At 69.4% G+C, this 12,065-nt stretch carries 13 protein-coding genes; all 13 read right to left on the bottom strand.

Annotation, left to right across the window (positions count from 1 at the left end):
- Nucleotides 1-38: 38 nt before the first annotated feature.
- Nucleotides 39-959 (bottom strand): mechanosensitive ion channel domain-containing protein, encoded by a 921-nt coding sequence (locus WEE69_03675; GenBank protein MEX1144387.1) that lies wholly within the window; start codon nucleotides 957-959, stop codon nucleotides 39-41.
- A 5-nt stretch (nucleotides 960-964) separates the two neighbouring features.
- A complete protein-coding gene (locus WEE69_03670; protein MEX1144386.1) occupies nucleotides 965-3,865 on the bottom strand; it encodes an AAA family ATPase in 2,901 nt (966 codons plus the stop codon).
- A 159-nt stretch (nucleotides 3,866-4,024) separates the two neighbouring features.
- Nucleotides 4,025-4,306, bottom strand: coding sequence for an acylphosphatase (locus tag WEE69_03665; protein MEX1144385.1), 282 nt, complete (start codon nucleotides 4,304-4,306; stop codon nucleotides 4,025-4,027).
- Nucleotides 4,307-4,371: 65 nt separating this feature from the next.
- Entirely contained in the window at nucleotides 4,372-5,208 is an 837-nt protein-coding gene (gene mutM, locus WEE69_03660; GenBank protein ID MEX1144384.1) for a bifunctional DNA-formamidopyrimidine glycosylase/DNA-(apurinic or apyrimidinic site) lyase, read from the bottom strand.
- On the bottom strand, nucleotides 5,201-5,950 hold the full coding sequence (gene rnc, locus WEE69_03655) for a ribonuclease III (protein ID MEX1144383.1): 750 nt from the start codon (nucleotides 5,948-5,950) through the stop codon (nucleotides 5,201-5,203). Before rnc ends, mutM begins: the two co-directional genes overlap by 8 nt.
- The gene (locus WEE69_03650) at nucleotides 5,947-6,255 is read right to left on the bottom strand and encodes an acyl carrier protein (GenBank protein ID MEX1144382.1); all 309 of its coding nucleotides are present in this window, start codon (nucleotides 6,253-6,255) and stop codon (nucleotides 5,947-5,949) included. The genes rnc and WEE69_03650 overlap by 4 nt, the downstream gene beginning before the upstream one ends.
- The gene (plsX, locus tag WEE69_03645) at nucleotides 6,245-7,240 is read right to left on the bottom strand and encodes a phosphate acyltransferase PlsX (GenBank protein MEX1144381.1); all 996 of its coding nucleotides are present in this window, start codon (nucleotides 7,238-7,240) and stop codon (nucleotides 6,245-6,247) included. The genes WEE69_03650 and plsX overlap by 11 nt, the downstream gene beginning before the upstream one ends.
- A gap of 4 nt (nucleotides 7,241-7,244) precedes the next feature.
- The gene (gene rpmF, locus WEE69_03640) at nucleotides 7,245-7,424 is read right to left on the bottom strand and encodes a 50S ribosomal protein L32 (protein MEX1144380.1); all 180 of its coding nucleotides are present in this window, start codon (nucleotides 7,422-7,424) and stop codon (nucleotides 7,245-7,247) included.
- Between the two features lie 40 nt (nucleotides 7,425-7,464).
- The gene (locus tag WEE69_03635) at nucleotides 7,465-7,929 is read right to left on the bottom strand and encodes a DUF177 domain-containing protein (protein MEX1144379.1); all 465 of its coding nucleotides are present in this window, start codon (nucleotides 7,927-7,929) and stop codon (nucleotides 7,465-7,467) included.
- Nucleotides 7,930-8,125: 196 nt separating this feature from the next.
- A complete protein-coding gene (locus tag WEE69_03630) occupies nucleotides 8,126-8,677 on the bottom strand; it encodes an ATP synthase F0 subunit B (protein MEX1144378.1) in 552 nt (183 codons plus the stop codon).
- Between the two features lie 82 nt (nucleotides 8,678-8,759).
- The gene (gene coaD / locus WEE69_03625) at nucleotides 8,760-9,257 is read right to left on the bottom strand and encodes a pantetheine-phosphate adenylyltransferase (GenBank protein ID MEX1144377.1); all 498 of its coding nucleotides are present in this window, start codon (nucleotides 9,255-9,257) and stop codon (nucleotides 8,760-8,762) included.
- Between the two features lie 21 nt (nucleotides 9,258-9,278).
- On the bottom strand, nucleotides 9,279-9,839 hold the full coding sequence (gene rsmD / locus WEE69_03620) for a 16S rRNA (guanine(966)-N(2))-methyltransferase RsmD (protein MEX1144376.1): 561 nt from the start codon (nucleotides 9,837-9,839) through the stop codon (nucleotides 9,279-9,281).
- Nucleotides 9,839-12,043, bottom strand: a complete 2,205-nt coding sequence (recG, locus tag WEE69_03615; GenBank protein MEX1144375.1) for an ATP-dependent DNA helicase RecG — start codon at nucleotides 12,041-12,043, stop codon at nucleotides 9,839-9,841. Before recG ends, rsmD begins: the two co-directional genes overlap by 1 nt.
- Nucleotides 12,044-12,065 lie beyond the last annotated feature (22 nt).

Raw genomic sequence — 12,065 nt, 5'->3', positions numbered from 1 at the left:
GCCGTCCCGCTCATCCGAGCACGGCTCCGCTCCGCTCCTTACCGGCGGATCTGGATGCCGGCCTCGTCGAACGCCGCCAGGATGCGAGCGCGCATCTCGCGCGCGATCCTCCACTGCTCGTGCGGCTTGGTCTTCACCACGGTGCGGATGACGGGACCCTCGGGCACGAACGCCTCGACACCCCACACCTCAGGTTCCGACAGCATCTGCGGAGTCCACTCGGGGTCATGCCACATCGCGCCGACCACCTCTTCGATCAACGTGGTGGCCTGCGGGATGTCGGTGTCGTAGGCGACCGCGAGGTCGAGCACGGCGCGCGCCCACTGCTGGGACTGGTTGCCCACCCGCTTGATCTCGCCGTTCGGCACGTGCCAGACGCTCCCCTCGATGTCGCGCAGCCGCGTGACCCGCAGCGTGAAGCCCTCGACCGTCCCGACGACGCCGCCGACATCGATCACGTCACCCACGCCGAACTGGTCCTCGCCCACCATGAACAAGCCGGAGAGGAAGTCCCGCACGATGCTCTGCGCTCCGAACCCGAGCGCAACGCCCATCACGCCGGCACCAGCAATCAGCGGCGCAATGTCCACGCCGATCTCGCCGAGCACGACGAACAACGCGATCAGGGAGATGAGGACGGTGACGATGCTGCTCGTCACATGCGTCATGGTCTCGATACGTTGCGCGCGGCGGGCGCCGGACAGGGGCCCGATCTGCGGTGCCGTCGTCACCCGCCGCGCGAGCCGCCGGATCAGTCGGCGGGAGAACCAGGTTGCAAGCACCGCGAGCCCGACGATGAAGACGATGCGGATCGGGCTCGCCAACGTGTCGGCCAGCTCCGCGGCATCGCGGTTGCCCGTGATCTCGTAGACCGTCGAGCAGAGCCACGACTGGTCAGCGGTGGGACCGCACGCCGCAACCTTCTCCCCCGCGGCCTGCGTGAGGAGCGCACCCAGCAACACGCTCAGGCTTCGACGACGTCGCTGACGCGCTGCGAGACGACGCGGGTCGACCCGCCCGGCGGCATCGAGACGCCATAGAGGATGTCGCCAGCCTCCATCGTGCGCTTCTGGTGCGTGACGATCACCAGCTGCGCTTCGTCGCGAAACTCGTCGACGAGATCGAGGAACCGGTGCAGGTTCACGTCGTCGAGCGCGGCCTCGACCTCGTCGAGCAGGTAGAAGGGCGACGGGCGGGCGCGGAACACCGCGAACAGGAACGCGAGCGCCGCAAGTGAACGCTCGCCACCCGACAGCAGCGACAGCCGCCGGACGTTCTTGCCCAACGGACGGGCGTCGATCTCGATCCCGGTCTCGAGGAGGTTCTCGGGATCAGTGAGCAGGAGTCGACCCTGGCCGCCGGGGAACAGCGTGGCGAAGAGCCGCATGTAGTGCTCCGACACGTCGGCGAACGCCTGCTCGAAGACCTTCACGATCTCAGCGTCCACGGCACGCACGACGCGCGTGAGCTCCTTGCGACTCGAGCGCACGTCTTCGAGCTGCCCGGAGAGGAACTCGTGGCGCTCTTCGAGAGCGCGGTGCTCCTCCAGCGCGAGCGGGTTGATCGGGCCCATCAAGCGCACCTCGCGCTCGAGCTCGCGAGCACGGCCCGCGAGCGTGGTGCCCTCCGGCACCGCGGGCGCGGGCGCATCGAGCGCGGCGGCAGGCTCCACGTCGAACTCGGTGCGCAGCACATCCACCGAGCTCTCCAGCTTGATCCGCGTCTCGGCGTCATCGATCTCGGCGCGCGACTGGCGCTCACGGACCTCGCCGAGCCCACGCTCGAGCTCGGCACGCTCGGTGCGCAGGGAGTCGAGTTGCTCCGCCGACGAGCGTGCCGCGTCGGCCTGCCGGCGTCGCCGTTCGCGCACACGATCGTGGAGCGCGTCCACAGCGGCGCGATGGTCGGCCAGCCGGCGCGTCAGCGTTGCGAACGAGGCGTCGCGCTCGAGCAGCGACACGCGCTGGCGCTCGGCCACCGCGTTGGTCTCGGGGTCGCGGGCCGCCAGCCTCGCCTCGACCTCGCCGAGGCGCGCCGCGAGCACGGCGCGGCGCTCTTCGACCGCGGCCCGCCGCAGCTCCGCCGCGCGCGCCGCAGCCAGGGCGGCCCGGGCCGACTCGACCGTTCGCTGGGCCTCGGCCCGCGTGACGTCGGCCGCCGCGGCCCGCGCGAGCGCCTCGTCGAGCGCGGCTTGGGTAATGACCGGGGCCGCCGCGCCTCCAACGTTCCAGACGCCGTCACCACCGAGCCGGTCGCCGTCGGTGGTCACCGCGACGAGATCGGGCCGAGCCAGCACGAGGTCAAGCGCGGTGCGCCAGTCTCCCACGAGCACCGACCGGGCCAGCAGACGCGCGAGCGCCTCGGCGAGACCAGGAACCTGCGTGCGGACGAGGTCGACCACCGGGCGCGCGCCTGGCGGCGCATCAACGCTGCGCAGGGACGGCGTGCGGTCGGGATCGACCACGAGCACGAGCGCGCGCGCGTCGCCCGAATGCAGCCGTTCGACCGCCGACCTCGCCGCGTCGCCGGCGCGCACGACCACGGCGCGCATCGCCTCGCCGAGCGCGGCGGCAACGGCGGCCTCGGCACCCGACTCGATCTCGAGGTGATCGATCACCGGGCCAACGACACCGTCGATCGCGTCCAGCTCCGCCGTGGCGGCATCGGCGCGCGCCGCTCGCAGCTGCTGCTCCATGGCGTCGGCGCGGGCGCGGGCGCGCGCCGCATCTCCTTCGGCGACGCGCCAGCGATCCTCGGCCGCGCTCAGCGTCTCCTCGGCCGTGTCTGCCGCGATCTGCGCATCGGTGCCGGGCAGCGTGAGCCCATCGACCTGCGCGTCGAGCGTCTCGAGCTCGTTGCGCAACCCGACCTGATCGGCAACGAGGGTCTCCGCGACGCCCATGTCGGCCGCGGCGGTCAGCTCCCGCTGGACACCGCGACGCTTCTCGCCGACGAGTGCCGCGAGACCTCTCCCGCGCTCGCGCAGCGATTCGACGCGCACCACCCAGTCGGCGACGCCATCGCCCCCGAGTGCCGTGAGCGAGTGCTCTGCGTCCAGCACCGAGTCGTCGAGCTGGCGCAGACGGCTTCGGAGCTCGTCGTCTCGTGTGGCGAGGTCAGCCCGCTCGTCGTTCAGACGCTCGAGGCGCGTCTGGAAACCAGCGATCTGGTGGCCGGCCAAGTGGAGCTTGATCGCCCGCAGCTCCCCGACGACGCTCCCGTGCTTCTGCGCGGCCTCCGCTTGGCGCTGGAGGGGCGTGAGCTGGCGCTTGACCTCGCGCAGCAGGTCATTGAGGCGGATCAGGTTGCCTTCGGTGGTGAGGAGCCGCCGCTCGGCGCGCTCCTTGCGCTTGCGGTACTTCAGGATGCCCGCGGCTTCTTCGACGATGCCGCGGCGGTCGAAGGCCGACGCGTTCAAGATCGTGTCGAGCTGTCCTTGACCGACGATCACGTGCTGCTGGCGACCGATTCCGGTGTCGGACAGCAGCTCCTGCAAGTCGAGCAATCGACACGGCACCCCGTTGAGCGCGTACTCCGACTCACCGGTGCGGAACAGCGTGCGCGTGAACGTGACCTCGGAGAAGTCGATCGGGAGCAAGCCGGTGGTGTTGTCGATCGTGAGCGTGACCTCGCAGCGCCCGAGGGCCTGGCGCTGCGGTGTGCCCGCGAAGATGACGTCGTCCATCTTCCCGCCTCGAAGGCTGCGCGGGCCCTGGGCGCCGAGCACCCACGCCACGGCGTCGACGAGGTTGGACTTGCCCGATCCGTTCGGGCCGACCACCACGGTGACGCCGGGCTCGAAGTCGAGCGTCGTCTTCTCGGCGAACGACTTGAAGCCCTTCAGCGTGAGCGACTTGAGGAACATCAGTCCCGCTCTCGGCCCTGCGGGCCGGGCCGCTCGGGCCCCGCTCGCTGCGCCGCAGGGTACCTGCGACGCGAGCGCTCGCTCTGGCTCGCGATCGCGTTCACGAGCGGATCGTACCGAGGGGCTTCGTGAATGCCGAGCACCCGGCGTCAGGGCAGGTCAGCGCACCGCGAACCCGTCCTCGGCTCCCAAGAGCTCGTCGCGGACCTCGACCCGGCTGACCTGCGCACGCGGAGGCCCGTCCTGGCACCAGGCGACGAGCACGGCGACGGCCTCGGGTGGCCCCTCGAACACGGCCTCCACACGGCCGTCGCCGAGGTTCTGGACCCAGCCGTCGACGCCCTGCGCCAACGCCTCGCGTCGGCACGCGTCACGGAACCACACGTTCTGCACCCGCCCATCGACCCAGACGTGCCGGCGAACACGATCCGGCTCAGTCAACGCGGCGACCGGCCCGAAGGGCGGCGACCGGGTAACCCGGGCGCCGAGCGAGTGCGACCAAGGCTCTAGACCTGGCATGCCTCGCAGTAGTAGGTGGAGCGACCGCCGTAGCGCTCGCGCACGATCGCGTGGCGACAGCGACGGCACGAGTCGCCGTCGTGCGCGTACACCTTGTGGTGGAGCTGGTACTCGCCGGGCTTGCCGTGCAGGTCGACGTACTGCATGTCGGCGAGTGACGACCCCCGGTACTTCACGGCGTCCTGGAGCGTCTCGACCATCGCCCGGTAGAGGCGGCGCACCTCCTGCGCGGAGAGTGAGTCGCTCATGCGATCCCAACGCAAGCCCGCTCCCCAGAGGATCTCGTCGCTGTAGATGTTGCCGATGCCGGCGAGGAACTTCTGGTCCATGAGCAGCGGCTTGAGCTTGGCGTGCTTGTTCGTGATGAGGCTGCCGAACTGCTCCCAGGACATCGCGTTCTCGAGCGGGTCGATCCCGAGGTGGGACAGCTCGCTGACCCGCGCGAGCGCGTCGACCTCGGTCACGAACATCTCACCGAACGTGCGCGGGTCGATGAAGCGCAGTTGGCCACCCTGGGTGAACGTGATCGTCACATGGGTGTGCTTGGCCTTGGCGTCTCGCCCGGTCTTTGCCCGGAGCAGCTGGCCCGACATGCCGAGATGGATGACGAGCACGTCGTTCCCCTCGATGCGGCACAGGAGGTACTTGCCGCGCCGCTCGACGCTGATGAACCTCTTGCCCTCGAGCCGGCTGATGAACTGCTTCCGGTTGTGATGGCGGCGAACGGAGCGCATGCCGTCCACCTCGACGGCCTTCACGCGCTTGCCGATGATCTCTCGCTCGAGGTCTCGTCGAACGACCTCGACTTCCGGTAGCTCAGGCATCGTTTCCTTCTCTCGCTGCGCTGGTCGCCAGCGCGGGCATCTCCCCGGACTGTTCCGCTTGCAGTCGCTGCCATGCGGCGCGCGCCGCGGCCTTCTCGGCTTCCTTCTTGGTGCGACCTTCGCCCTCGCCGTAGCAGTCTCGGCGCAACATCACCTTGGCGTAGAAGTTCCTGGAGTGGTCAGGCCCATCGCCGGTGACGACGTAGCGCGGGACAACATCAAGGAGCTGCGTGGTGAGCTCTTGCAAACGCGTCTTCACGTCGCGCTGACCAGGGCCTTCGGCACTCTCTTGAATTCGCTCGCCGAGCAGCCCCAGCACGACGCGGTCGGCAGACTCGCGGCCACCGTCCAGGTACACGGCGGCGATGACGGCCTCCATGGTGTCGGCGAGGATCGACGGCTTCGCACGTCCGCCCGAGGCGTCTTCGCCCTTGGCCAAGAGCAACGCGCTGCCGAGATCGAGCTCGGCGGCGACGATCGCCAGCACCTCGGCATTGACCACGGACGCTCGAATCTTCGTGAGCTCACCTTCGGGAAGCTCCGGGTACACCTCGAAGATGTGGTCGGTGACACTCAGGCCGAGCACGGCATCGCCGAGGAACTCGAGCCGCTCGTTCGGGCTCGCCTCTGCATGCTCAGCGCAGTACGAGCGATGGACGAGCGCGGCTTCGAGATGGGCTCGCGCCTCGAACTCGTAGCCGAGGGCGCCTTCGAGCCGGACGAGCTCGTCCTCGCGCGTCATGGCGCCGCGCTCCCTGTCTCGAGCCGAGCAACGATGTAGTCCACCGCGTCGCCCACGGTCGCGAGGTCGGCGAGGTCCTCGTCGTCCACGCTGAACCCCACCGTTCGCTCGCCCAGCTCCTGCTCGAGCGCTTCCACCAACTCGATGAGCGCGAGCGAGTCGGCCGCGAGATCCTCGGCGAAGCGCGCCTCGCGCACGACGAGCGACTCGTCGATCTCGAGGATCTCGGAAAGCTGATCGCGGATCAGCGCGAGCACTTCCTCGGAACCAAGCGGGCCACGCTCGAGGTGCGTCTCAGCCGGCATTCGCCACCGCCTTGCGCACGAGCTGCGGAACGTCTGCGGAAACGCAATCGGCCGCGACACCGAGCGCCTTGACGATCGCGGTCTCCGACGAGGCGCCGTGCGAGATCACGCAGACCCCGTTCACGCCGAGCAGGACCGCGCCACCCGTGAGATCGGGGTCGTACGCCTCGGCCGCCTCGAGCAACATCGGCATGACCACGTCACCGGCTGCCTTCGCCGCCGGCGACGACTCGAACACACCGAATACGAGGCTCGCGAGCGAGCGCAGCGCGCCTTCCAGGCTCTTGAGCGCGACGTTGCCGGTGAACCCGTCGGTGACCACCACGTCAGTCCCGGCGTGCATGAAGTCGCGGCCCTCTACGTTGCCGACGAAGCCGGGCATCGCCGAGAGAAGCGGGTGCACCTGCTTGCGCAGCTCGTCACCCTTGCTCGGCTCCTCGCCGATCGAGAGGAGACCTACGGTCGGTTCCTCCACACCGAGCCGCACCCGTGCGTATTCACGGCCCATGAGCGCGAACTGAACCAGCCATTCAGGCGAGACGTCCGTCGTGGCACCGGCGTCGACGAGGATCTGGTGGCCGTGCCCGGGCACCGGCAGCACCACCGCGATCGCAGGACGGGAGACGCCCTTCACCCGCCCCATGCGGAGCAATGCGGCGGCCATCGCGGCGCCGGTGTTGCCTGCGCTCACCATCGCGTCGGCCAACCCGTCGCGCACCGCCTGCGCGCAGCGCACGAGAGACGAGTTCTTCTTCTTGCGCACCGCACCGGCTGGTTCGTCGTCCATCGCGATCACGTCGCGCGCGTCGAGGATCGACACACCCGCCGGCGCCGGGTTCGACAGCAGTGGCGTGACCTCTTCTTCGCGGCCGACGAGCAGCACTCGGATGCCCAGCTCGTCGACGCCGCGCAACGCGCCCGCCACGATCTCGCCCGGGGCTCGGTCGCCACCCATCGCGTCGACGGCGACCGTGCAGGTGGACACGGAGCTACTGCACCTCGACGGCCTGGCGGCCCTTGTACCAACCACAGTTCGGGCACACGATGTGCGGCTGCTTCACCGTCTGACAGTTCGGGCAGACGGAGCGCGCGGGCGCGTCGAGCTTGCGGTTCGCAGACCGGCGCGAATGGGTCTTGGCCCTCGGGATCTTGCGCTTCGGGACGGCCATGGCGTGGTGTGCTCCTCGGGTCGGGTCTTCGCGGCGGGTGTCAGAGCTCGAGCTCGGAGAGCGCGGCCCAGCGGGGATCGGTGGGGTCGTCGTCGTCGTTGATCTCGGGCAACGCCCCCACACACTCCGGTTCGCAATGCGGCGCGAGCGGCAGATCGAGCAGCACCACGTCGCGCACGAGCTGCTCCAGGTCGATCTCGTGGCCCTGGATCGGGTAGGTCTCGCCCTCGACCGGGGTGGGCTCGAAGAGCTCGTCGACGTGCGCTTCGAGACTGCGCTCGACGTCGCCGAGGCAGAGGCTGCACTCGGCCTGCCAATGGGCGGTCACCATACCGCGAGCCACGATGCCCTCGGAGATGCGCTCGAGCGCGAGATCCAGCCGCACCGGCCCCTCGACGCGCGCCGCCGAGCCGACCAAGTCGGCGACGGGCTCGGCCAGGGTGAGCTCGCGCCGCGAACCGGGGTGCGACAGCAGGTCGGCGACATCGATGCGGAATCCGGACATGGCCTGACGGCCGGCCCGCGGCCGTGCGTAGGTGGCTCGAGCGGGGGAGCCGAGGCAACGCCTCCGTCGGTGGTCCGACGGCTCCACCGAGCCCGCTCGAGGTGGGCATCTGATCCTAGCAGCGACCGCCGATTTCCAGATTTTCCCAGTTACCGTCGGAGCAGCCGAACGGGCTCAACGGGCCGAGCGCGACCATCTAGGTGTCTTGGTCGAAGACATCGCGAGCGAGCTCGTCGTCCTCGCTGTGTGGCGCGGGGAGCGGTACCTGGAGACGCTGGCGCCCCTTGCGGATCGTCGCGAGCGTCCGCTCGAGGCCAGCCTCGAAGGCCGCGAGCCGCGCGTCGATGTAGTCCTCGGCTTCGTGGCGCAACCGACGCGCGTCGGCTTCGGCGTTGGCGACGATCTCCTCGGCCGTGCGGTGGGCCTCGCGCGAGATCTCGGTCCGCTCGACCATGCGCTCGGCTTGCACCCGCGCCGAGTCGATGAGGGCCGCGGCCTCGCGCTGGGCCTCGGCGAGGAACTCGTCGCGCTCCTTGAGCAAGAAGCGGGCTTCGCGCAGCTCACCAGGGAGCGACGCCACCACGTCTTCCATGAGCGTGAGCGCTTCGTCGCGGTTGACGAGCACAGACGCCGACATCGGCATCATGCGCGCCGTCTCGATCAGCTCCCGCAGGTCGTACAGGAGGTCTTCGAGGCCACGCGCACCGGCGATCGATGATCGGGGGAGGCCGAGGCCCGGGTCACTCACCTTCCCGCTCCTGGCGCTTCGCGCCGGGCCGCTGAGGCCCCGCCTCGTGCGCCGCAGGGTACCTGCGGCGCGAATGCTCGGCTCATGCCTTGTCGCGGCTGGGCCCCCCGAAGCGGGCGTCGAGCCGCTTCGCGACGACGGCGGGAACCATGCTCGACACGTCGCCACCGAACTTCGCCACCTCGCGCACGAGGCTCGACGAGAGGAACGAGTACTGCGGGCTCGTGGAGATGAAGAAGGTGTCGATGCCCGACAGGCTCTGGTTCATCTGCGCCATCTGGAGCTCGTAGTCGAAGTCGGAGATGGCCCGCAGCCCCTTGACGATGGCCGACGCGCCGTGGTCCTTGGCGAACTCGACGAGCAACCCCTTGAAGAACTCGATCTTGATGTTGGACAGGTGGGCGGTCACCTCGTGCAGCATCTCCTGGCGCTCTTCGAGGGTGAAGAGCGACTGGGACTTCTGCGGGTTGCGGATGACCGCGACGATCACCGTGTCGAAGTGCCGCGCCGTGCGTTCGATGATGTCGAGGTGCCCGTTGGTGACGGGATCGAAGGAGCCCGGGCAGAGCGCCGTTGCCACGCCGATCCCTCCTTCGTCGGGTCAGGACGACACGTGCACGATCGTCACGAGCGTATCGCCGTACCCGCGCTGCCACGAGGTCGTCCACCCCTCGGGCGGCTCCCAGGTCGGCGCCGCCCGCTCCACCACCACGAGTGCGTCGCCCATCAGCCACTCAGGGGCGTGCAACGAGTGGAGCACCGTGGCCACCTCCGCATCCGGCAGCTCGTAGGGCGGATCGCAGAGCACAAGGTTGAAGGGCGATTCGACGGGTGGATGCCTGAGGAACTGCTCGGTGGTGGTGCGCTCGACCCGCGCACGATCCATGAACCGGGTCGTCAGGATGTTCTGCTCGCATGCCGCCTCGGCATCACGATCGACGTCGACGAGGACCGCTCGCTGTGCGCCACGCGAGAGCGCTTCGATTGCGAGCGCGCCGCTCCCCGCGAACAGGTCGAGCACGACGGCATCCTGGACGGGATCCGGTCCCAACGCGGAGAAGAGCGCCTCGCGCACGCGGTCGGTGGTCGGGCGCGAGTTGGGCGGCGCGACGAGACGCAGTCCCCCCGCTTCACCAGCGACTACCCGCAAGCGTCCTTTCATCAGCTCTTGAAGAGGAACTCGACCGCGTCGCCGAGCAGATCCTCGACCTCTTCACGCAGCTGCGGATGTCGTTCGAGCTCTGGGTCGGCGCCGAGGATGGACTCGGCCACGGCGCGGGCCTCCATCACGATCGGCTCGTCGCGCGGGAGGCGACCGAGCTTGAGGTCGCTCCAGCCCGACTGCCGCTCGCCGAACACCGCGCCCTCGCCGCGGATCTCGAGGTCGCGCTCCGCGAGCTCGAAGCCGTCGGAGGAGTTGACCATCGCCTGGAGTCGCGCCTTGGCTTCGTTCGTGACCGGATCGGCGAGCAGATAGCACCACGAACGGTGCGCGCCGCGACCGATGCGACCGCGCAGCTGGTGGAGCTGGAGGAGCCCGAAGCGATCAGCATCTTCGACGATCATCACGGTCGCGTTCGGCACATCAACTCCGACCTCGACCACGGTGGTGGCGACGAGCACATCGATCTCGTGCGCTCGGAAGCGCGTCATCATCGCTTCCTTGTCTCGCGACGGCATCTGCCCGTGCAGCAGGCCGAGGCGCAACCCTGCAAGCTCTTCGGCCGCGAGCCGCGCGTGTTCCTCGGTCGCCGCTTTGGCCTCGAGCTTCTCGGAACCCTCCACGAGCGGGCACACGACGTAGGCCTGGCGGCCGGCGTCGACCTCGGCGCGCAGGCGCTCGTAGACCGGCGTGCGCTCCATCGGCATCGGGCCCACGATCTCGGTGGTGATCGGCGAACGGCCGGCCGGGAGACTGCGCAGCTCGGAGCGGTCCAGGTCGCCGTAGATGAGCATCGCCGCCGTCCGTGGGATCGGCGTCGCTGTCATCACGAGCACGTCGGATCCCCCGTATTCGGCAGGCTCGCTAGGCGCCGGGATACCCGGCGCCGCCCCTTGGGACGCTCGCCGCGGACCTTTTCCGCGCAGCAGGTCGCGTTGCTCGACGCCGAACCGGTGCTGCTCGTCGACCACCGCTACGCCGAGGCGCGCGAACTCGACCCCCTCGTAGATCAGCGCGTGCGTGCCGACGAGGATGTCGATCTCTCCCGAGCGCAAGCCGTCGGCGATGCGGCGCCGTTCGGCGGCCGCGGTGCGGTTGGTGAGCAGGGCGACGCCGATGGGCCGGTCGCCCAGCAGGCTGCCCTCGGCCGGGACGTGCAGGCCGTCGAGCAGCGATCGCAACGTGAGGTCGTGCTGCTCGGCGAGCACCTCCGTCGGCGCCATGAACGCGCCTTGGTAGCCGCCTTGCACGGCCATCAGGAGCGCGGTGAGCGCCACCACGGTCTTGCCCGATCCCACCTCGCCTTGGAGCAGCCGGTGCATCGGCGCAGGCGCGGCCATGTCCTGGCCGATCTCGGCGATCGCGCGCTGCTGGTCGTCAGTCAACGGGAACGGGAGCGCGGCGTGGAACGCCGGGACGAGCGGACCGTCGACCTGATGCTCGATGCCACTTCGATCGCGCTCGAGCGCACGCTTGCGCGCGACCAGGCCCACCTGCATGCGGAGGAACTCGTCGAACGTGAGGCGCGCCTTGGCGACCTCGACTTCGCCCAAGGTCTCAGGGCGGTGGATCGCCGAATAGGCGGTCGTTCGATCGACGAGGCCGCGCGCTCGAAGCACGCCCACATCAACCGGGTCGGCGAACCCGCGAGCACGAACGCGCTGGAGCAGCTCCGCGGCAACCTTCCGGAGCTCCCACGTCTGCACACCCGCCTTCCCCGACTGGGGGTACACGGGGAGCAGGACGCCGGTCGTCTGCTCGCCGGGATTGCCGAGCACGTCGAGCGCGGGGTTCACCATCTGACGCCGGCCGCGATACAGGTCGACCTTGCCGAAGACCGAGATCTCGGTGCCTTCCGTGATTTTCGCCCGGTACTCCTGGTTGAAGAACGTGAGCCGCAGGTAGGAGGTGCCGTCGAACACCTCCATCTCCACCAAGGGGCGGCGGTTGCGCGGTCGACGCACCGAGACCTTCTTCACCTCACCCGTGACCGTCGCCTCCTCGCCGATCGCCAGCTCGGCGATGTCCTGGACCTTGGTGCGGTCGTGATACCGACGCGGGTAGTGCTCGAGCAGGTCGAGCACGCTCATGAGTTCCATCGCCTCGAGCCGGGTCGCCAACTTCGAACCCACCGCGCGCAGGTCGGACGCAGGCTTGTCTCGCAGCTCGCGCAAGGTGATCCCCGCCGCGACGCGCTCATTCACAAGGTCGCCATTATGGGTCGCT

This window comes from Acidimicrobiia bacterium (genome assembly GCA_040881685.1).
In the GTDB taxonomy this organism is placed as follows: Bacteria; Actinomycetota; Acidimicrobiia; order IMCC26256; family PALSA-555; genus SHVJ01.
This window is presented reverse-complemented; position numbering and strand designations above follow the sequence as displayed.